The 22122-nt window shown below is 41.1% G+C and carries 17 protein-coding genes and 1 riboswitch; of the genes, 1 reads left to right on the top strand and 16 read right to left on the bottom strand.

The window, feature by feature from the left end; all coding sequences use genetic code 11:
• Nucleotides 1-446: 446 nt before the first annotated feature.
• The 5 genes from typA to FFR60_RS18945 all read right to left on the bottom strand — a co-directional run bounded on the left by typA (nucleotide 447) and on the right by FFR60_RS18945 (nucleotide 5032).
• Complete coding sequence (gene typA / locus FFR60_RS18965) at nucleotides 447-2288, bottom strand: translational GTPase TypA (protein ID WP_088932650.1); 1842 nt, start codon at nucleotides 2286-2288, stop codon at nucleotides 447-449.
• A gap of 111 nt (nucleotides 2289-2399) precedes the next feature.
• Entirely contained in the window at nucleotides 2400-3164 is a 765-nt protein-coding gene (locus FFR60_RS18960) for an inositol monophosphatase family protein (RefSeq protein WP_088932651.1), read from the bottom strand.
• Between the two features lie 49 nt (nucleotides 3165-3213).
• A complete protein-coding gene (locus tag FFR60_RS18955; RefSeq protein ID WP_137665360.1) occupies nucleotides 3214-3483 on the bottom strand; it encodes a UPF0223 family protein in 270 nt (89 codons plus the stop codon).
• A 64-nt stretch (nucleotides 3484-3547) separates the two neighbouring features.
• Entirely contained in the window at nucleotides 3548-4153 is a 606-nt protein-coding gene (locus tag FFR60_RS18950; protein ID WP_137665359.1) for a sugar O-acetyltransferase, read from the bottom strand.
• Between the two features lie 18 nt (nucleotides 4154-4171).
• Complete coding sequence (locus FFR60_RS18945; protein ID WP_137665358.1) at nucleotides 4172-5032, bottom strand: helix-turn-helix domain-containing protein; 861 nt, start codon at nucleotides 5030-5032, stop codon at nucleotides 4172-4174.
• Nucleotides 5033-5237: 205 nt separating this feature from the next.
• Here FFR60_RS18945 and FFR60_RS18940 point away from each other — a divergent pair, with 205 nt between their 5' ends.
• Nucleotides 5238-5873: a GPP34 family phosphoprotein gene (locus tag FFR60_RS18940; protein WP_137665357.1), complete on the top strand. Its 636-nt coding sequence runs from the start codon at nucleotides 5238-5240 to the stop codon at nucleotides 5871-5873.
• 80 nt (nucleotides 5874-5953) lie between these two features.
• Here FFR60_RS18940 and lpdA read toward each other — a convergent pair whose 3' ends face one another.
• The 11 genes from lpdA to purH form a co-directional block, all read right to left on the bottom strand.
• Nucleotides 5954-7360, bottom strand: a complete 1407-nt coding sequence (lpdA, locus tag FFR60_RS18935; RefSeq protein ID WP_137665356.1) for a dihydrolipoyl dehydrogenase — start codon at nucleotides 7358-7360, stop codon at nucleotides 5954-5956.
• Between the two features lie 7 nt (nucleotides 7361-7367).
• The gene (locus tag FFR60_RS18930) at nucleotides 7368-9017 is read right to left on the bottom strand and encodes a dihydrolipoyllysine-residue acetyltransferase (protein ID WP_137665355.1); all 1650 of its coding nucleotides are present in this window, start codon (nucleotides 9015-9017) and stop codon (nucleotides 7368-7370) included.
• Between the two features lie 119 nt (nucleotides 9018-9136).
• Nucleotides 9137-10114, bottom strand: a complete 978-nt coding sequence (locus tag FFR60_RS18925) for an alpha-ketoacid dehydrogenase subunit beta (protein ID WP_088932658.1) — start codon at nucleotides 10112-10114, stop codon at nucleotides 9137-9139.
• A 2-nt stretch (nucleotides 10115-10116) separates the two neighbouring features.
• Nucleotides 10117-11226 (bottom strand): pyruvate dehydrogenase (acetyl-transferring) E1 component subunit alpha, encoded by a 1110-nt coding sequence (gene pdhA / locus FFR60_RS18920; protein ID WP_088932659.1) that lies wholly within the window; start codon nucleotides 11224-11226, stop codon nucleotides 10117-10119.
• 415 nt (nucleotides 11227-11641) lie between these two features.
• Complete coding sequence (gene mgtA / locus FFR60_RS18915; protein WP_171004979.1) at nucleotides 11642-14248, bottom strand: magnesium-translocating P-type ATPase; 2607 nt, start codon at nucleotides 14246-14248, stop codon at nucleotides 11642-11644.
• 756 nt (nucleotides 14249-15004) lie between these two features.
• Nucleotides 15005-15169, bottom strand: a riboswitch (M-box (ykoK) riboswitch).
• A gap of 44 nt (nucleotides 15170-15213) precedes the next feature.
• A complete protein-coding gene (locus tag FFR60_RS18910) occupies nucleotides 15214-15936 on the bottom strand; it encodes a nitroreductase family protein (protein ID WP_137665353.1) in 723 nt (240 codons plus the stop codon).
• The gene (locus tag FFR60_RS18905; RefSeq protein WP_137665352.1) at nucleotides 15937-17358 is read right to left on the bottom strand and encodes an aminotransferase-like domain-containing protein; all 1422 of its coding nucleotides are present in this window, start codon (nucleotides 17356-17358) and stop codon (nucleotides 15937-15939) included. It abuts the gene before it with no gap.
• 124 nt (nucleotides 17359-17482) lie between these two features.
• Complete coding sequence (gene guaC, locus FFR60_RS18900) at nucleotides 17483-18460, bottom strand: GMP reductase (RefSeq protein WP_088932663.1); 978 nt, start codon at nucleotides 18458-18460, stop codon at nucleotides 17483-17485.
• Nucleotides 18461-18653: 193 nt separating this feature from the next.
• The gene (locus FFR60_RS18895) at nucleotides 18654-19082 is read right to left on the bottom strand and encodes a DUF3788 family protein (RefSeq protein ID WP_137665351.1); all 429 of its coding nucleotides are present in this window, start codon (nucleotides 19080-19082) and stop codon (nucleotides 18654-18656) included.
• Between the two features lie 214 nt (nucleotides 19083-19296).
• Nucleotides 19297-20547, bottom strand: a complete 1251-nt coding sequence (purD, locus tag FFR60_RS18890; protein WP_137665350.1) for a phosphoribosylamine--glycine ligase — start codon at nucleotides 20545-20547, stop codon at nucleotides 19297-19299.
• 15 nt (nucleotides 20548-20562) lie between these two features.
• The gene (gene purH / locus FFR60_RS18885; RefSeq protein WP_171004978.1) at nucleotides 20563-22095 is read right to left on the bottom strand and encodes a bifunctional phosphoribosylaminoimidazolecarboxamide formyltransferase/IMP cyclohydrolase; all 1533 of its coding nucleotides are present in this window, start codon (nucleotides 22093-22095) and stop codon (nucleotides 20563-20565) included.
• Nucleotides 22096-22122: the final 27 nt, after the last annotated feature.

Here is a 22122-nt window from a genome sequence, read left to right as displayed (position 1 = left end):
TTGAAGCGCTACCAAAAGTCTGATCGCGCTGTCGCTGTCATTCGTTTCGTTATAGAAATTGCTAATGCGTTTTTCTAGTGTTTTACGCTTTAACGAAAAAATCTGTTTGCAGCTCAAGCCATACTCATCCATTAAAACTCCTCCTTTTCCATTTGATTCTATTTATTCAAAGTGCGTGTTATCAGTCACGCAAAACAGCAGTCTTATCCTCAATCACCCAATCAAGCACCGATCCCTCATCAACACAAATCAAACATAAACGATAATTCTCAAAAATTCTAATCCAAATTTTTAAAAATAATTTTAAAATAAGAGTTGTTATTTACTGATAACGGCTAATTAAGGATAAAATAATTATTTCTCCTTATTATAAGCAAACTGGTAGTTGACAAAATTTTTCCATAAAAAAGAGACCGCATAGATTCATGCGATCTCTTAAATAGTCTTTATTCAGCAGCAACTTTGCGTTTCTTCGCTGCTTTTTCACGTTCTGCTTTGTTTAGAATTTGTTTACGTAGACGAATGCTTTCTGGTGTTACTTCACAGTATTCATCGTCATTCAAGAATTCTAATGATTCTTCTAGCGTTAAGATACGTGGTTTTTTGATGACTGACGTTTGGTCTTTGTTAGCTGAACGAACATTGGTCATTTGTTTAGCTTTGGTAATGTTAACACCTAAGTCCTTATCACGGCTGTTTTCGCCGACGATCATTCCTTCATAGACTTCGGTAGTTGGTTCAACGAAAACTGTACCGCGTTCTTCCACGCTCATGATTGAGTACATCGTTGCTTTACCATTATCAACAGATACTAATGCACCATTACGACGTCCGCCGATCACGCCTTGGATCATTGGCAAATATTGATCAAAGGTGTGGTTCATGATTCCGTAACCGCGAGTCATTGATAAGAATTCAGTAGTGAATCCGATCAAACCGCGAGCTGGTGCCAAGAAGATCAAACGAATTTGACCATTGCCTGAATGGATCATGTCTTGCATTTCTGCTTTACGTTGTCCTAAAGCTTCAATTACACTGCCCATGTATTCTTCCGGAGTGTCGATTTGCACACGTTCAAATGGTTCGCATTTCACGCCGTCAACGACTCTTTCGATAACCTCAGGACGAGAAACTTGTAATTCGTAGCCTTCACGACGCATGTTTTCGATCAAGATCGATAGATGCAGTTCACCACGACCGGATACTGTCCAAGCATCTGGTGAATCAGTATTTTCAACCCGTAACGAAACGTCTGTATGCAGTTCTGACATCAAACGTTCTTCGATCTTACGTGAAGTCACATATTTCCCTTCGCGACCCGCAAAAGGCGAGTTATTAACTAAGAAGGTCATTTGTAAGGTTGGTTCGTCAATGTGCAAAATCGGCAGTGCTTCTTGATGATCGATCGGTGTCACTGTTTCACCAACGAAGATGTCTTCCATACCAGAAACGGCAATCAAATCGCCGGCTTTTGCTTCTTGAACTTCCAAACGCTGCAAGCCGAAGAAACCAAAGATTTTTGTTACACGGAAGTTTTTAATCGAACCGTCAAGCTTCATTAAAGATACTTGGTCGCCGACCTTCATTTTTCCGCGGAAGATACGGCCGATACCGATACGTCCTACGTAGTCATTGTAATCTAGTAAAGAAACTTGGAATTGCAAAGGCTCGTCGCTATTATCAACAGGAGCTGGAATTTTTTCAATAATCGTATCAAAAACAGGAGCCATCGTTGGTTCTTGTTCTGCAGGATCATCGGATAAGCTAGATGTTCCGTTGATCGCTGAAGCGTAAATAACTGGGAAATCTAATTGGTCGTCATCCGCACCTAATTCGATAAATAATTCTAGCACTTCATCAACAACTTCTTCTGGACGTGCAGAAGGCTTGTCGATTTTATTTACGACTACGATTGGTGTTAAATGCTGTTCCAACGCTTTTTTCAATACGAAACGCGTTTGCGGCATCGTACCTTCATAAGCATCGACGACTAATAACACACCATCAACCATTTTCATGATACGTTCCACTTCACCACCGAAGTCGGCGTGTCCTGGTGTGTCCATGATGTTGATTTTGTAATCTTTATAGTTTACAGCCGTATTTTTGGCTAAGATCGTGATACCACGTTCTTTTTCGATTGCATTTGAATCCATTGCACGTTCTTGTAAGCTAACGTGGCTGTCAAGGGTATCAGATTGTTTAAGCATTTCATCAACTAGTGTTGTTTTACCATGGTCGACGTGGGCGATGATAGCCACGTTGCGGATATCTTTTCTGTAATTCAATTTTAATTGCTCCTTTTCTTGTAACGCGAGACTCACTCGATTGACAATTATAACAGAAAATCATTAAGAGTGTTAGTAAAACATTTTCATTTTTTCAGAAAAAGTAGTTTCTTAAAGATTTTCTTTATCAAACGCTTGAATATCGGCCATCGCAGCCTGCGTTGCGCCTATGAAAAACTCCCGTCCTTGGAAGCTTAACGGCTGCTGATTTTTTCCGATAACAGTCATTCCCAACTGTTCCATCATAATCTTGCCGGCGGCGTAATCCCACGGGCTCAGCATGCTGACATAGCCAATCTGTGTCCCCTTGATGATGGCGATAAAATCCAGTCCGGCACAGCCTAATACGCGGATACCCATCGATGTCTGACCAATTTCTTGCGCATGATACAAATTTTTGCGATAAAGGGCCGCGTTCATACCGATTAAGCCTTCACTTAACGACTGATTGGCAGGAGCCGCAAGTTCTTCCTTATTAAGGAAGACTTTTCCGACTTTAGGTCCGCCCCAGAAAAGCTCATCTTGCATCACATCATAAATAAACCCTAATTGGCCTACGCCATCTTCATAGACAGCGATCATGATACAAAAATTTTCTTGCTGCATCACAAAATTCAGCGTCCCGTCAATCGGATCGATGACAAAAACACGCCCTTTATCGATCGGCGTCTGATCTTGTCCATTTTCTTCACCTAAAATCAATGCATCTGGATCATAGGCATTGATTTTTCCGACGATAAAGTCTTGGACCTCTTTGTCCACGTTCGTCACTAAATCCGTGCGTCCATTTTTCTGATCGACCTTCAGCGCATCCCCTAGTCCTGATTTGATTTTTTCAGCTGCCTCATAGATCCAGCCAATAATTTCTTTTTCCATCCTGATCTCTCCTAATAAGTCTGATTCTTCTTACCTATAGCTAACAAATTTACATTTTAAAACGTTTCGTAGTCGCTGCTTTAGCCTTTTGTACCGTGCGATAGATTGAATAATCGCTGACCGCTTCAAATTCTCGACCGATTCGTTTTTCTTCTCCGATACTTTTGACTACTGTTTTAAATTTTTTATGGCCGTTTAAAAAAGCTTCTTTATCTACACCATTTTCGTTCGCTTCCTCGACTAAATTCAAGAAATTGATAACGGTCGTGATCTCCTCATGTGTCCAATCCTCATCGATTGGGTAACCATAATTTGCCATTGATCCACACTCCATTCGAAATTAGTTTACCATAGAATCATCCATGCGCTGATTAAAGCCGCTTTTAAGTTAGCGTACGCTTAGATTGATAACCCGTTTTGTCTTGTTCAGTGATCTCTCTTAACACACGACAAGGATTTCCGACTGCGATTACATTATCCGGAATATTTTTTGTTACCACGCTGCCAGACCCGATGATTGTATTTTTCCCAATCGTCACACCTTGATTGATGGTAACGTTGGCACCTACCCAAACATTATCTTCTATCACGACATTTTTCGAATAACAGCCACCTGCCGCTCGTTCTTCTGGATCAGTCGCATGATTCGTTGTAAAAATCCCTACCCGCGGACCAAATAATACATCATTGCCAATCATGATTTCTCCGCCATCTAACAAGATGCAGTCAAAATTAGCGAAAAACCGATCTCCAAGATGGATATTTTTTCCAAATTCACAACGAAAATCTGGTTCAAAGAAGGGGGACTCGCCTGCTGAGCCTAGAATATTTCGCAAAATCGCTTCTCTCTTCTGCTCATCCTTTCCATACAGCGCATTGTACTCAGTCGTCGCCTTCACTGCTTGCTTCCGCATTTCGCTAAATACAGGCGAAAGGTCATCATACATTTCACCTGATCTTGATGCTTCAAAACCTAAAATTTCATTCATATATCTGCTCCTCGCTTATTACGACTGCTTAGCTTGCGCTAAAGTTGATTGATAGACAATATTCAGACGATTACCATAGTTTAAATAACCGCAATCCTCTACAAATATCTCAATGACTCGCTCGCACTGCCGCGCTCCTCTTGGATCATTCTTTTTGATCAAAAGCAGCCCATAGACAAATTTAGCGTACAGGTCATGATGAAGATATTTCAAATCACGATTCGGTGTCAAGTTTTTTAAATAGGCTAACATAATTTTTTCTGCCGAAGCCAACTGATTCTCGTCAATTAAATAACGGACAAGATGCAAGACAGCATCGAAGCGCCACTTTCGAACTTCAAAGCTGCCATGCTGTTGTGTTACTAATTGATTGGCGTAAAAGAAAGCTTCTTCCGGCTCGAAAAGATCACTATTATAAGTGATCAAGAAAAATTCAAACTTCCCCCATGTCTCCGTCTCTCTTAAATAATTGGTGATCGGCGCTAAATCAACTGTATAGCTTGGCAAAAAAATATAATTATAGAAACGTTTGCCGATAAGTGCCGCAAACAAGAAGCGTTCCTCCTTTGTTTGCTGATAGAGTTTTTCTTGTTTTTGCACAAATTTCTTCAAGGAAAATGAATTTCCGGCATGATAGGCTTGATCAATTTCTTCTTCGATTTCATACAACCAAATATCCAAACTTTCTTCAATCTCAAAGATGAACTCATCGATGGTGGTATTCAGCCGATTTAATAACTGGACTAAATTCGAAAAACGAATATCACCATTTTCCCGTTCGTATTTTCTTAAAAACTGAGGTGTTACGATCCCCTCAGACGTATTCATGATTGATTGATTTTTCTTTTCTCTGATTTCTTGGAAAAATTTTCCAGTCATTGGATTCAGCTCCTTGTCGCTTTTTTCATTTAATTATTCTCTTGCTAGCAGATTGAGCTAGCAAAAAGGAAACTTTTGTTTCTGCATTCTTAGAATACCATGAAAAAAAAGCGAGAAAATCAGAATTTTGAAAATATTGTTTCGAAAAAATAGATTTTTCCACTCCAAGCTTATACTTAGATCAAAAGAATAAAGGAGCGAGACAATGAAAAATTTAAACTTATCACAACAATACCTGCTCTTTACCATGAATCGAAATGGAAAAATTTCTTCTATTAATTATTATGTTGGCATGTGTCTGGTCATGGCAGGACTGCTTGATTTACAGGAAGCGCAGGTAATCGAACTTGAACAAAAGGAAATTATCATTTTAACGGATCAACTGCCAGAAGAACTGGAATATCTGAATTGCCTATTTGAAAAAATCACTCAGCTGAAAAAGAAACGCATCGACAAACTTGCCACGGCTTACGGCGCAACCTTTTTCGAAAAAGACTTGAAGCTGTTGGTCGCTCAAACTCGCAACTCATTAATCGACCTTAGAGAAATTACTGTCGAAACAGATGGAAATACGCTTTCTTACTTAGCAAAGGAAAAAACGATCGCGCAATTAGTTGCTCGCCTAGAGAATTTAAATTGCTTAGATTATGACGGTCTAAAGTTGGCGATCCTTTTAAAAAAATCCTCTTACTTGAAAAAGTACATTGAAAAGCCAGAACGGAAAATGCTGGAGGCGAAAATAAAGGAAGTAAAAAGTGATCCTGTAGCCAAGCAAACGCAAGTAATGATCTCACAGCTAGATTGGCTGATGGGGGCAATGGTGGCAATTACGGCGGTTTAAAGGTCGATTCGCGGAAAGTGTTAAGCATTTTGATTATAAAAAAAGCCAAAATCCTGTTAAGTGGATTTTGGCTTTTTGCTTTAAATATGGATCGGCATACCTAATGCTAACTCAGAAGCATCCATTACGATCTCACCTAATGATGGATGTGGATGAATTGTTAGAGCGATATCTTCCGCATTCATGCCTGATTCGATAGCTAAGGCTAATTCAGAGATCATATCACTGGCACCAACACCTGCGATTTGACCGCCGATGATAACATTGTCTTCAACCGTAGTTACCAAACGGATAAAGCCTTCTGTCTTGCCTAATGATAGTGCACGACCATTACCAGAGAATGGGAATTTGAAGGCTTTCGCTTCCAATCCGGCTTCCTTCGCATCTTTGATCGTCATACCGACAGTCGCTAATTCTGGATCAGTAAAGGCAACTGCTGGCATAGCTTTATAGTCAACGGCAACTTTCTTGCCAGAAATCGCTTCAGCAGCGATTTTAGCTTCGTAGCTGGCTTTATGAGCTAAAGCAGCACCAGGAACGATATCGCCGATTGCGTAGATGCTAGGTACGTTTGTGCGTCCTTGTTTATCAACTGTGATTAGACCGCGGTCTGTCATTTCAACACCAGCTTGTTCCAAGCCCATGTCGTTTGTGTTTGGACGACGCCCAACTGTTACCATTACGTAATCTGCATCGATCGTTTCTTCTTTTCCGTCAACTTCATAATGAACAGTCACGTTATCGCCATTATCAACAGCTTCACGGGCCATCGCAGAGGTAACGACTTTGATGCCTTTTTGCTTGAAGTCTTTTTCTACAAGCTGCACCATGTCTTTTTCGTAAGTCGGTAAAATTTGTGGTGTTCCTTCAAGAATCGTGACTTCAGCACCTAGATTGGCATATGCGCCGCCTAATTCAGCACCGATAACGCCGCCACCAATAATCACAAGTTTTTCCGGAACAGCTTCTAACGCTAAACCGCCTGTAGAATCCAACACACGTCCGCCAAACTTGAAGCCAGGAATCTCGATTGGACGAGAACCTGTTGCGACGATCGCATTATTGAAAGAATAAGTTTGAGCAGAATCAGGATGAATCACACGCAAGTTTTTGTCATCTACGAAGAAGGCTTCTCCTTCAATGATTTCTACTTTGTGTTTCTTCAACAGGAATTTTACTCCAGTCGTTAATTTATTAACGACTTCGTTTTCTTTCCAATCTTGGGTTTTAGCAAAGTCTAGCTTTACATTTTCACTAGTCACACCAAACATCGATGAATCAAGCGAATCTTGATAATGATGTCCAGCAGAAATCAACGCTTTTGACGGAACACAGCCGACGTTTAAACAAACACCGCCGATATATTCTCGTTCAATGATCGCTACTTTCTGTCCCATTTCAGCGGCGCGGATGGCGGCAACGTAGCCGCCGGGTCCAGCACCGATTACAACTGTATCTAATTCAATGGCAAAATCTCCAACTACCATGATTTTATCATCCTTCCATTAATAATAATTCTGGATCAGCCAACAAACGCTTGATATTGTTCATGGCTTTTTGCGCTGTCGCGCCATCAACGATTCGATGGTCGAAGCTTAATGAAAGTTTCATCACACGGCCAACCGCTAATTCGCCTTCATCGTTCACGATTGGTTGTTGCGCAATCGTTCCGACACCAAGGATCGCAACTTCAGGGTAGTTGATAACTGGAGTGAACCAGCCGCCGCCTACTGAACCGATATTTGAGATCGTGATTGTGCCGTTACGCATATCATCAGCAGCTAATTTGCCATCATGTGCCAGAGCAGCTTTTTCGTTGATTTCGTCTGCGATCTTGAACATGCCTTTAGTATCAGCATTCTTCACATTCGGTACATACAATCCATGATCAGTATCTGTTGCAATACCGATGTTGTAGTAATTTTTATAAACAATTTCTTGAGCAGCATCATCGATTGACGCGTTCAAGACTGGGTATTTCTTCACTGTCGCAGTCAAAGCTTTCACTACATATGGTAAGAAGGTCAATTTCGTGCCATTATCCAAAGCCACTTGTTTGAATTTCTTACGGTGATCCCAAAGCTTAGAAACTTCTACTTCATCATGCAAGGTTACATGCGGAGCAGTATGTTTGCTGTTGACCATTGCTTTTGCGATCGCTTTACGTGTAGGTGTCATCTTCTCACGCGTTTCCATTTCACCCATATTTGAAGTAAATGGTTGCGCAGGTTTTTCAGCTTTCGCTGGCGCTGCGTTCGAAGCTGCTGCTGTCGTTTCAGTTGTTTGTGCTTCTGCTTTTGCAGGGGCTGCTTGTCCGCCGCCAGAAACAAATGCATCGATGTCTTCTTTAACGACGCGCCCGCCTTTTCCTGTAGCAGTTACTTGAGTAATATCCACGTCTTTTTCACGCGCATATTGACGAACAGACGGCATCGCTAAGACGCGTTTGTCTGGATTGCTGGCTTCTACTACTGAAGAATCGCCTTTTGCTTCAGCTTTTGGTGCTTCCGCTGGAGCTGCTGATTCTGTTGAAGCAGCACTGGAATCATTATGTCCTGGTGCGTCAATTTCAACCAATACATCACCGACGTTGGCAACTGTGCCTTCGTCTACGATGATTTTTTTGATTGTTCCTGTGACTGGAGATGGAATTTCTTCCACTGATTTGTCATTTTGTACTTCTAATAGGGTATCGTCTTCTTCGATCTTGTCGCCCGCTTTGACGAACCATTTAACGATCTCGCCTTCTGCAATTCCTTCACCGATATCTGGTAATTTGAATTGGAAAACGCCGCCGCCATCATTAGCTTCGCTGCTTGCGCTAGCGTCAGCAGGTTCAGCCGCTGGAGATTCCGGTGTTTGTGATTCTGCCGCCACACCAGAGTCGCCTTCGTTATCTTCATGTCCAGGGGCATCGATTTCAACCAAAACATCACCGACGTTGGCAACTGTGCCTTCGTCTACGATGATTTTTTTAACCGTTCCTGTAACTGGAGATGGAATTTCTTCCACTGATTTGTCGTTTTGTACTTCTAATAAGGTGTCATCTTCATTGATCGTGTCGCCTGCTTTGACGAACCACTTCACGATCTCGCCTTCCGCAATGCCTTCACCGATGTCCGGCAATTTAAATTGGTAAGCCATGTTTTTATCGCTCCTATCATATTTCAGTAATTATTTTTTCAAAAATCGAAAAAATAAGTTTGATTGTTGTGTCATATACCATTTCACAAACCTTTTAAAGCAGGAAGTGAAACTGGTTGCTAAAATTCTACGATTTCTTTTACTTTTGCTTCGATATCTGCTGCATTTGGCAACCAAATACCTTCTGCTTGTCCGAATGGGAAAATCGTATCTGGAGCAGACACCCGTCCGATCGGTGCTTCCAATGAAAGAATTGCCCGTTCTGAAATTTCTGAGATTACTTGTGCAGAAACGCCTGCTTGTTTTTGTGCTTCTTGAACAACGACCACGCGACCAGTTTTTTCAACTGATTTGATGATTGTTTCAACATCAAGGGGAGCTACTGTACGCAAGTCAATAATCTCTGCGTTAATGTTTTCTTTTGCTAAGTTGTCCGCGGCTTTAATTGCCTCACGAACCATCGCACCGTAAGTAATGATTGAAACATCTGTTCCTTCTTTAGTAACGGCTGCTTTATCCAACGGTACTTCGTAAATTCCTTCTGGCACTTCTTCACGGAATGAACGGTAAAGCTTCATGTGCTCTAAAAATACTACTGGGTCATTGTTGCGAATCGATGCGATCAATAGACCTTTAGCATCATAAGGATTAGATGGAATAACCACGCGCAAGCCTGGAGATTGAGCCATCAAGCCTTCTAAGTTGTCTGAGTGAAGTTCTGGTGTATGCACGCCGCCGCCGAATGGTGCGCGAATCGTGATTGGCAAGTTACGTGTATTGCCCATACGATAACGCGTACGAGCCATTTGTCCAACGATCTCGTCCATCGCTTCAAACACAAACCCAAAGAATTGAATTTCAGGAACTGGACGGAAGCCTTGCAAGGCTAAACCAAAACCAAGTCCGGCAATTCCAGATTCAGCCAATGGTGTATCGAAAACTTGATCTTCACCGAATTTTTCTTGAAGACCTTCAGTCGCACGGAAAACCCCGCCGTTTTTACCAACGTCTTCACCGAAAATTAAAACTTCTTTGTCTTTTTCAAGCATCAGAGCTAAGGCATCTGTAATTGCTTGGATCATTGTTTTTTGTGCCATGATTATTTCGACTCCTTCGCTTCATAGAATTCAATTTGTTCTTTGATGTTTTGTGGTTGAACTTCGTACATGTTTTTCAAGAAATCAGAAACTTTTTGTTTTGGTACACGGTCAGCATCTGTGATCGCTTGTTTGATTTCTTCTTTTGTTGCTTCAATTACTTTTTCTTCTTGTTCTTCTGACCATAGGCCTTTATCTGTCAAATATTTGCGGAAGCGAACCAATGGATCTTTCTTCGTCCATTCGTCATCCATTTCTTTTGAACGGTAGCGAGTAGGATCATCCCCTGATAGTGTATGTGGACCGTAACGATAAGTTAATGTTTCGATCAATACCGGACCATTGCCGTTAGCTGCCCATTCACGAGCTTTTTTAGATACATAGTAAACAGCTAATGGGTCCATACCATCGACTTGGATACCAGGAATTCCAGCTGCAACAGATTTTTGTGCTAATGTTTTAGCGGCTGTTTGTTTTTCACGCGGTGTCGAAATAGCAAAGCCGTTGTTTTGGATATAAAATACAGCGTTTGCATGGTAAGCCCCTGCAAAGTTGATTGCTTCATAGAAATCACCCTGAGATGAACCGCCGTCACCTGTATAAGTGAAGACAACATTTTTACTGTCGCGTTTCTTCAAGCCTAGAGCCACACCGGCAGCTTGTACATATTGAGCTCCGATAATGATTTGAGGTGGTAAAGCTTGTAAATCAGCAGGATAGTTATTTCCGGCAACGTGACCGCGTGACCATAAGAAAGCTTCTGCTAAAGGCAGGCCGTGTTTGATTAGTTGTGGAACATCACGATAACCTGGTAATAAAACGTCTTCTTTTTCAAATGCAAAATGGCTGGCTAATTGGCTGGCTTCTTGTCCAGCAGTCGGTGCGAAGAATCCTAAACGACCTTGACGGTTTAATGCCGTAGAACGTTGATCTAACACACGTGACCAAACCATAGAAGTCATCAATTCCACAAGTTCGTCATCGGATAAGTCCGGAACCAGATTTTCATTCACAATCTTTCCATTCTCGTCCAGCGCTTGGTACACGGGGAAATCCGCGTTTACATCTTTTAGTAAGGCTTCAAAATCAATCGTTAACTCTTTTTCTGCCATGGTGTCACACTTTCCTCTCTTAATTTAAGTCTTGTTATCAGTGCAACAGCAAGTCAATCTGTATTATTGCTATTGCCCCTTCTTCTCTAAATTAGCATTTTTATATTCAATTGACAACAAACTTGCTCACCGATTCTGAACGAATTGAAGCGTTTCACTTTTTAACCTTGTGAAACCACGCGCAGCTTGTTTTTTTCAAAAAAAATTTGTCTATTAAATAGTAGCGGTCGAGTGCCTTGATAAATCGATATTTTATAATTATTTCACTCGTTTGCTTTTAAAAAAGGACTTAAATGGAATTTGTGAGAGGTACTTGAGGCTATTCATTTGTTGTAATTTTTCACAAAAAAAGAAACAGAATGGCAACACAGGCCATTCTGTTATAGTATTGGGCTAAATGAGCTAGCTTTTCAATTTAGATCCATTCTTTTGCTATTCTTATATAGATTACCTTACCTAATTGCGTTGCCAACATATAAGCAACCACGATACCGACATACCATACCCAATAGCTGCTTGGAAGATGAACAAAATCAAATTGTTCAGCAATCGGCGTTAAAACAACTAAGGCACCTACCACCACAGCCATTAATAAGCTGGCGAATACTTGCGGCGCTGGCCGGCTTTGAATAAATGGAATCTTCTTCGTCCGGACCATCAAGACAACTAAGGCTTGTGTCGTCAAGCCGATCATGAACCAGCCTGTTTGGAAGAGGTTTTGCGCCCCAACTGTATTGGCGCCAAAGATAAACCACATAACTAAGAATGTAATGATGTCAAAAACAGAGCTGATCGGTCCGATACAGACGGTAAATTTCAATAATCCTCTCGTTTCCCATTTCGTCGGAACTTCTAATTCTTCCTCATCCACGTTATCCCACGGAATTGTCAATTGCGCGATATCATAGATCAAATTTTGCAGCAGCAATTGAATCGAAAGCATCGGCAGAAACGGTAAAAAGGCGCTGGCAACTAAAATTGAGAAAACATTCCCGAAATTCGAGCTGATCGTGATCTTGATATATTTCATCATGTTGCTGAAGACACGACGGCCTTCGATCACGCCGTTTTCTAAAACACCTAAGCTCTTTTCCAATAAAATGATCGAGCTGGCATCTTTAGTGATATCGGCTGCGGTATCAACAGAGATTCCCACGTCTGCTTTACGCAAAGCTGGTGCATCATTGATTCCGTCACCCATAAAGCCAACCGTATGACCTTTTGTTTGCAGCGATTCGATGATTCGCGATTTTTGCATAGGATTTAATTTCGCGAACAAATTGACTTTTTCTGCCGCTTGATACAATTCATCGTCAGACATTTCATCAATCTGGCTCCCTAAAACAAAGTCCTCGGCAGGAATTCCAACATCTTGGCAAACTTTTTGTGCCACGATAGCATTATCACCAGTTAAAACCTTCACGGTAACACCATGCTGGTGCAGCGATTTGATCGCTGGTTTCGCCGAAGCCTTAGCCGGATCAAGGAAACCCATAAATCCGATCAAGGTCATATCTTTTTCGTCATCTGTTGAATAGATCGCTTCCTCATGAGCGTCACGACGAACAGCTACAGTGATTACCCGCATGCCTTGCCGGTTCATTTTTTCGTTAACAGCTTGCAGCTGCTGACGAATTTCAGTCGTCAATTCTAGAATTTCGCCATTGATTTCAACATATTTACAGATGGTCGCCATTTCTTCAACGGCACCCTTGGTGATCATTAATTGATGTTCGTCAGTTTTCACTACGACAGTTAAACGACGCCGTGAGAAATCAAAAGGGATCTCATCAATTTTTTGGACTGTTTGATACGGCAAACGACGATCCTGTTCTTCGAAATAATTGATTACGGCGATGTCCATCAGATTTTTCCAGCCGGTTTGATAGGTCGAATTCATAAATGCCAAGTCTAAAACTTGTTCATTCTCATTGCCCAATGGATCTAAATGTTGTACCAGCACCACGCGATCTTCGGTGATCGTCCCTGTTTTGTCGGTACATAAGACATCCATACTGCCTAAGTTTTGGATCGAAGCCAGTTCTTTTACGATGACTTTATGCTTTGAAAGAGTCAAAGCTCCTTTTGCCAAGTTAGAGCTTACGATCATTGGCAGCATTTCAGGTGTCAATCCTACCGCTACCGCAATCGCGAAGAAAAACGCACTGCTCCAATCACCCTTTGTTAAACCATTGATCAAAAACACAAGGGGAAATAGCACCATTACCATCCGCAGTAATAATTTACTGACCTTGGCTAAACCAATATCAAAGGATGTTTTTCCTCGTTTCGATGTCGCATTTTTCGCGATATCTCCGAAAAAGGTTTGTTGGCCTGTTTTTAAAATAATCGCTTTTCCTTGACCACTTAACACATCTGTACCCATAAATACCAGATTCGTTAAGTCCAATGCGGTTGTTTCTTCTGTCAATTCGGTATCTTTTGCCAGGTACTTTTCGACAGGCATTGATTCTCCCGTTAACGATGATTGGTTGACGAAAAGGTCTTTCGTCCAAATCAAGACGGCATCTGCCGGGATCATGTCACCCGTCGCTAACGTCAAAATGTCACCAGGTACGACTTCATCCATAGGTATTTCCTTTGTTTCACCATTACGTGTGATCGCCGCTGTGTTTTCGATCATTTCCTTTAATTCGATACTTGCTTTTTGAGAGCGGTATTCTTGAATGAAAGTAATCAAAACACTCGCCAGAATCATAATTGTCATTACGATTGCCGCTTCAATATCATTCGTCAATAAAGAAACAATTGCTAAAAGAGCTAATACATAAACAAATGGATCATTGAATGCTTGTAAAAACAATAAAATTCCAGGTGTTGGTTTTTGCGCAGAAACTTCGTTGGGACCATATTCTTCCAAACGGCTTTCCGCATCCTCTTCAGATAAGCCTTGTAGCGATGTCCGCAAGTTTAGGAAAAGGTCACGATCAGATAGGATCGCTAATTTTTTCAATTCTTGATCTTTGTTGATTTTGCGAGCAAGAAGGTTTTTTTTGTTCATCATAGTTGTTCCTCCTAAAATTCAGGACAACTGAAGTCGCCCCGTTATATTTATCTTTCGGTCGACTATCTTCATAATCCATCTTCCTCACATCCTTTCATCTATTATCTGTAGTGAATAATTGAAAACTGACGGTGGGCTTTAAAATTGCACATGCTTGTAGCAAAACGTTGGAACGGCAGCTATCTCGTTTCAAATGGATTTATTTTTCGAAAACCACGAAAAATAAGTCTGATTCTCACCACGCATACCATCCAACTAAGTATCTGCCCTATTATCTGATTTAAAATCCTTTTTTTGCCACCAAACTTTGAGCAACTGCGAAAAGTTGGACTGGCAGCTATCTCGTCTCGAGGTATTAACTTTTTCAAAAAACGAAAAAGTTAATTTTATTCTCGTTTCGCATACGATTTTTCTAACCTGCTAAAGCAGGAAGAAAGTTGAACTAGCAGCTATCTCGTTTTAATGGATTCATTTTTCGAAAACCACGAAAAACAAGTCTGATTCTCGCCACGCATACCATCCAACTAAGTATCTGCCCTATTATCTGATTTAAAATCCTTTTTTTTGCCACCAAACTTTGAGCAACTGCGAAAAGTTGGACTGGCAGCTAACTCGTCTCGAGGTGTTAACTTTTTCAAAAAACGAAAAAGTTAATTCTATTCTCGTTTCGCATACGATTTTTCTAACCTGCTAAAGCAGGAAGAAAAACTCGCAAAAAAGCGCGCACTCGAAAATGAGCACGCGCGAAAATTCATTCATGTTCATCGTCGAGCTTTAGCACTATAGGGCGTAGACAAAATCTGTCAGCTACGTTATGAATCACCTTCACGATGATCCCTGTTCTACCCATTGGCGTCTCTCGACATTTTTGGGCAGCAGCCTGTGTCCATATAGGAGCCTCACCTAACAATTATTCTTATTTACATCCTTACTATATGTTACTTACCTTCCGGTGTCAAACATTAACTGAAAAACTTTTTCGTTTTCAGAAACTCGTCAATTTTCTGATTAGGTTTGTTGCTAAAGTAGTCCGCAAATTTTTTACTCCAAATTTTGGTTTCCCGAGCTTCAGCAAATTTTTCCATTGTATCATCATAGTCTTCGATCAGCTGATAGTCATAGTCTTGGTACGTATCATAATGAATGACAGCTTCTTCAGGCAAACGGGGTTTGCTTCGCATTTCCACATTTGGCTTGCCAATGCTTAATCCAGCAATCGGCAGTACATACTCAGGCAGGTTCAGCAGCTCGCTGACCTCTGCAATATCTTTTCTGATCGAACCTACAACTACTGAACCCAGACCTAGGGCTTCTGTCGCAATCACTGCATTTTCTAAAGCTAAAGCAGCATCTGTCACAGCTGTGATCAACGGATCAAGTCCTTCATTAATAGGATAATCTACACCATAATGCTCAGCAACTTTTTTCGTCCGCTTCAAATCTGCCGCAAATACTAGGAAAACCGAACTATGCAGCATATGAGGGTTTCCAGGATTCAACGCCACCATTTTTTCGCGAATTTCCCGATCCTTTACAACAATAATGCTATACATTTGCCCATTCATCCAACTTGGTGCTTGCCGGCTTGCTTGTAAAATATTTTGCAGCTCATCATCAGTTATCTGATAGTTTTCATCAAAATTCCGATAAGTTCGGTGCTCCTTCAAAACCTCTAGTGCTTTCATTTAATTCCTCCTTAGTTCCTTTGAAATAGTCTGCAGCTTCGAAAAAAACTTTTCTCGTGTTCTTTCTGTTAACCGAGTGTAGTTCACTCTCATTGCCATTGTATCATTACTAAACAAAAATGCGGGGGCGATCAATAATTTTTCTCTCAAAAAAATTTCCCAGTCCGTTCGCGTCAATTTTTGATGTCGCCAAGTGAAATAAACATAGATTCCACCATCAATCGCAGAAAACTCCCAGTCTTCGGCCACAACCTGTGCCGCCTCAATAAATGCCGCAGCTCTTTGTTCCAGCTCAACGACCAGATTTTTTTGGTTTTGTTCAAACCGCGGATCAGTTAAAGCCGTATGAGCAATGACCTGAGGAAAGACACTGATAGAAAAATCCATCATCTGCTTGGCCTCAGACAATCGTTGAATCAAATCCCGATCAGCCACGATCCAACCAATTTTGATAGACGAACCAAAGATTTTCGACAACGAGCCTAAATGTATTACTTGATGAGGAGCCAGTTCCTTCAAAGAAGGCGGAATTTCGTCAAAATTCATTTCGCTGAAGACTTCATCTTCTACGATCGGCAGCTGATATTTACGGCTAAGTTCGATCAATTCATTTCTACGTTTTTTTGACATTGTTGAACCTGTCGGATTTTGAAAAGTAGGATTAAGAATGATCAGCTTGATTTTCTTAGTCAGAATCAATTGTTCAAGTTTATCGATTCGCATGCCCTCTTTGTCCATTTCTACACCATAAAGCTTGATTCCGGCAGTCGCGAAGATCGGCAGTGAATAAAGGAAGGACGGATCTTCAATAGCAACACTATCCCCGCTTTGCAGCATTACCTGCAATAATAAAAACATCGCCTGTTGCGCACCGGATGTGATCAAGACTTGATCCGAAGAAACCTCGATTTTTTGATCCGCCTTGATCCGCTGGCAAATAACCTGCTGCAACGGTCGATACCCTAATGGACTTTGCTTGCGTTCTTCCAACAATAATTCTTCCCATGTATAGGAAGGAAAACGAAAATCAGGGATCAAGTTCAGTGGTAATTCTCCAGAATAAAGATCAACCGCCTCCGGATCATTTAATAATTGCTGAAGCTTCTCTAAAAAAGGTTCTTTCGGATGTGATTCCTGCGTGAATAAACTTCGCCAATCAACACGAGGGATTGTACTTCTTCCCCAGTTTCCTTCATTGACGACCGTTCCACTCCCCTGACGCCGCAACACCCAACCGAGACTCACCAATTCATCTAATGCATGCACAACTGTTGAACGATTCACTTGATAATAATCTGCCAATTTCCGTTCAGCCGGCAATCGGTCTCCCGGCTGTAAGGTCCCATCTTGAATATAAGTAATAATTTGCTCCATGATCTGTTGATAGATCGGTGTTGATTTATTTTCTGATAGCTCCCACATAGTATTCCCTCATTTATTATTGGATGACTTAACGCTAACCCAATTATGAAAGACTGTCAATTATTCGTGCAAAAAAAGCTCATGCCAAAAATCAGCATGAGCTTTTAAAGTCTTCTAAAAATCTTTAAATCGTATCTCCATTAAAGATCGAATTTTTAACAACTACATAATCAACCTTTTGCAGCGCTTCTAAATCATTTCCGCCTGCATAAGAAATTGATGATTGTAAATCTTGCTGCATTTCAACTAAAGTGTCTTTTAAAGAACCTTTATAAGGAATCCAGATTTTTTTACCTTCAACATTTTTCTTTTCGCCTTTTTGAAACTCAGAGGCACTGCCGAAGTATTCCTTATATACAACACCATCTTCAACCATTGTTTCGCCAGGTGATTCTTCGTGACCTGCGAATAATGAACCAATCATCACCATCGTCGCGCCAAAGCGAATTGATTTCGCGATATCACCATGCGTACGGATTCCGCCGTCCGCGATAATAGGTTTGCGCGCTGCTTTTGCACACCAGCTCAACGCCGCCAGCTGCCAGCCGCCTGTACCGAAGCCGGTCTTGATTTTAGTGATACATACTTTACCAGGTCCAATGCCCAGTTTCGTCGCGTCAGCTCCAGCATTTTCTAATTCACGAACAGCTTCAGGCGTACCGACATTTCCGGCAATCACAAAAGTCTCTGGTAACAATTTTTTAATATGCTTGATCATATTGATTACCGGATCAGAATGTCCGTGAGCAATATCGATCGTAATAAAATCAGGGTTCAATTTCTCATCTGCTAATTGTTTTACAAAATCATATTCATATCCTTTTACACCAACACTGATTGATGTAAATAAGCCGCGAGATTGCATTTTCTTTATGAAGGGAATTCGTTCGTCTTCATAAAAGCGATGCATAATATAGAAGTAACCATTTTCCGCCAAAAATTCTGCAATGTTCTCATCGATGATCGTTTGCATATTGGCAGGTACAACCGGCATCTTAAAACTAAATTTCCCTAATTGTACAGTCGTGTCACATTCTGAACGACTGTTTACAATACATTTATTCGGGATCAACTGAATATCTTCATAATCAAATACTTTCATAATGGCCTCCAATGAATAAGATAGCTATCTCATTTTAATGTCTTCATTTTTTTGTTTTTTCACTCTGCAAACTGTGAAAAGCGTGACAGATAAAAAAACATAGGGCGTTATCGCCCTATGTAATTTACAACATATTCACTTAAAAAGCAAGCTGATTTTGAATTTTATAGCAAAAAACACGAACATTAACTTTTTAGACTAAGGCATTCCTTAATTTTTTTGCCTGCAGACTAACTAAAAAGATAACATCTTCCATTTCTTCCTCATTGGTCACTTTCATTTCGATCTGCTGAGTATTTTTTGACACATCTTCGAATTTTTCTTTAAACTCATCAGACATTACTTTTACCATCGGGGTTAAGTAGTTTATCCCGAAATCCGGGAATGGTGTGATCACTGAAAAATACTCCTCGTGGATCTTAATGCGGCAAAGCAGTCCATCATATTGTTCAATTACAAGCTGCCAGCCTGTTTGTTTTTGGAAAATATATTTTATTTTCGGATCATAATGTCTCATGATTTGAGCTAATAAAATCTTTAAATACTGAGAATTGGGTAGTCCGGACAAAATCGTCTGCAATTCGTGCTTCTCATCATCAGCTTTGGATCGTTTTCTTTCCATGGTCCTCTCCTCTTTCAATACACTCTGGAACGAAAAATAATTCTAACTAATGCAACTGCCTGTATGAGTTAAATTCAGTTTATTTTTCTTCGAATTCATATATTTTTTTAACGCTTTTTTCATATTTAGTTTACCACTTTTAATCAAAGCTGTCATTTTTTAAATCTCGCCTGCTTTTGCACGCAAAAAAACGACCCTAAGGCCGTTTTTCTGCTTATTTTATTGATTTAGCTCCAATATCTTTGCGATAGAAATAACCAGTGGTATCTGCTTCGTTCAAAGCTTGATACACTTTGGTTTGAGCTGCTTCAATGCTGTCTGCTTCGGCTTCGACTAAAAGAACTCGTCCGCCTGAAGCTTTTGTTGCTCCTTGCTCCTCTGTTACACCTGCATAATAGACCGTTACTTGATCATCAAAGCTTGGAACAGGCATTCCTTTTTGATATTCATTAGGATAGCCCTCGGCTGCCAAAACAACACCGACTGCTGCTTGGTCGCTCCAAATCAATTCAGGCTCTTGATCCTTCAACAGTGAATCGATAACTTGTGCAAGATCGCTCGCCAAGCGCGGCAAAACAACTTGCGTTTCAGGATCGCCAAAACGGGCATTGAACTCAATGACTTTTGGTCCAGCTTCGGTCGCGATCAAGCCAGCATACAAAATACCAGTAAATGGTGTGTCATTCTTCATCATACCAGTTGCCGCTGGCTTCAAGATTTTTTCGACTGCATTTTCGACCATTTCATTTGAAATCTGCGGTACCGGCGAGTAAGCACCCATCCCGCCTGTATTTGGTCCTTGATCATCGTCATACGCACGCTTATGGTCTTGCGAAATTACCATTGGATAAACTTTTTCATTTTTTACAAAGGCAAGCAATGAGAATTCCTCACCATCTAAGAATTCTTCTACAACGACCTTGTCGCCGCTTTCGCCGAAGCGATGATCTGTCATCATTTCTTTTAACGCCTGCAATGCTTCATCCAGCGTCATTGCGACCGTCACACCTTTACCAGCAGCTAAGCCGTCTGCTTTGATAACAATTGGCGCTCCCTTTTCTTTTACATAGTCGCAAGCGGTCTGATAATCGGTGAATGCTTCATAGTCAGCAGTAGGAATATCATTGTCCACCATGATTTTTTTTGCGAATTCCTTTGAACCTTCGATCATCGCAGCCGCTTTATTCGGTCCGAAAATCTTAAGCCCGGCTGCTTGAAAATCATCCACGATACCTTTCAGCAAAGGAATCTCCGGTCCGACAAAAGTCCAATCGATCGCATGTTCTTTAGCAAAGGTAATCAATTTTTCGTGATCGTCTTCTGCAATGTCCACTAATTGGATATCGTCATTTCTCATACCAGGATTTCCTTTAGCACAATAAACATCCGTTACCTGCGGACTATTCAGCATTTTCTTCGCGATCGCATGTTCACGACCGCCGCTGCCAATAATTAATACTTTCATTGAATCCTCCTCAAATTAATGTCTGAAATGACGGACACCAGTAAAGACCATCGCGACGCCGTATTTATTTGCCATAGCAATCGAGTCTTTGTCGCGGATACTTCCGCCAGGTTGAACGATCGCTTTAATCCCATGCTGAGCAGCGTATTCTACACTATCATCCATTGGAAAATACGCATCACTAGCTAAAACAGCACCGTTCATTCGACCTTTCGCTTCTTCCAAAGCGATCTTGACTGAACCGACACGATTCATTTGTCCGGCACCGACTCCGACAGTCTGATGCTCATTTGCAACAACGATCGCATTTGATTTCACGTGTTTTACCGCTCTCCAAGCAAATGCCAAAGCTTTTAACTCTTCTTCTGTTGGTTTACGATCGGTAACGACTTCCCACTCTTCAGGAATCTCTTCAATTACATCTTGGTCTTGAACCAGCAGACCGCCTAAGACAGAAACGACTTCTGGCTGATTGTTCACTTGGTCAGCAAAGTCTAACGTCATTAAGCGCAGGTTTTTCTTACCAGATAAAACATCAAAAGCCTCTTTGCTGAAACTTGGTGCGATGATGATCTCTAAGAATAATTTATGCATCTCTTCCGCAGTTTCCAAATCAATTTCCCGATTTGCTACTAAGATACCGCCAAAAATTGAGGTTGGATCAGCTTCATAAGCAAACTGATACGCTTCTGAAATCGTGCGTCCGCTTCCGATACCGCAAGGATTCATATGTTTCAACGCCACGACCGTCGGTTCACTAAATTCACGGGCAATACGAATAGCTGCATCGGCGTCTTTGATGTTGTTATAAGACAATTCTTTCCCATGAAGCTGATGAGCACTGGCGATTGAATAAGGTACTGGCAATGCATTCTGATAGAAAGCAGCTGTTTGATGGCTGTTTTCGCCATAACGCAGAGTTTGCTTCAATTCATAAGTCAGCGTTAATTTCTCTGGTTCTACTTCGCTGACACTCTTCGTTAAGTAATCCGCGATCAAAGCATCATATGCCGCTGTGTGACGGAATACTTTTGCAGCTAATCGTTTACGTGTTTCTAAGGAAGTCGCTTGATTACTTTTTACTTCGGCCAAAACTAGAGCATAGTCTTTCGGATCGACTACCACAGTTACCGAGCTGAAGTTTTTAGCAGCAGAACGCAGCATGCTAGGTCCGCCGATATCAATGTTCTCGATTGCATCTGCTTCAGTCACGTCTGGCTTAGAAATCGTCTCTTTAAATGGATACAAATTCACACAAACAAAATCAATCGGTTGAATATCGTGTTCCTTCATCGCATCCATGTGCGTTGCTAAATCACGTCGGCCTAATAATCCGCCATGGATCTTCGGATGCAATGTTTTTACCCGACCATCCATCATTTCCGGAAAACCGGTTACTTCATCAATACTCAACGTTGGAATGCCCGCTTCGTCTAAGACTTTTTTAGTTCCGCCGGTTGAAATAATTTCAACGCCTGCCTGAACCAATCCTTTAGTAAATTCTACAACTCCGGTTTTATCTGAAACGCTAATCAATGCTCTTGTCATCATGACACTCCTTCTATCTTACTAACT

Origin of the sequence: Enterococcus hulanensis, from assembly GCF_005405485.1 — a bacterium.
In the GTDB taxonomy this organism is placed as follows: Bacteria; Bacillota; Bacilli; order Lactobacillales; family Enterococcaceae; genus Enterococcus_A; species Enterococcus_A hulanensis.
This window is presented reverse-complemented; position numbering and strand designations above follow the sequence as displayed.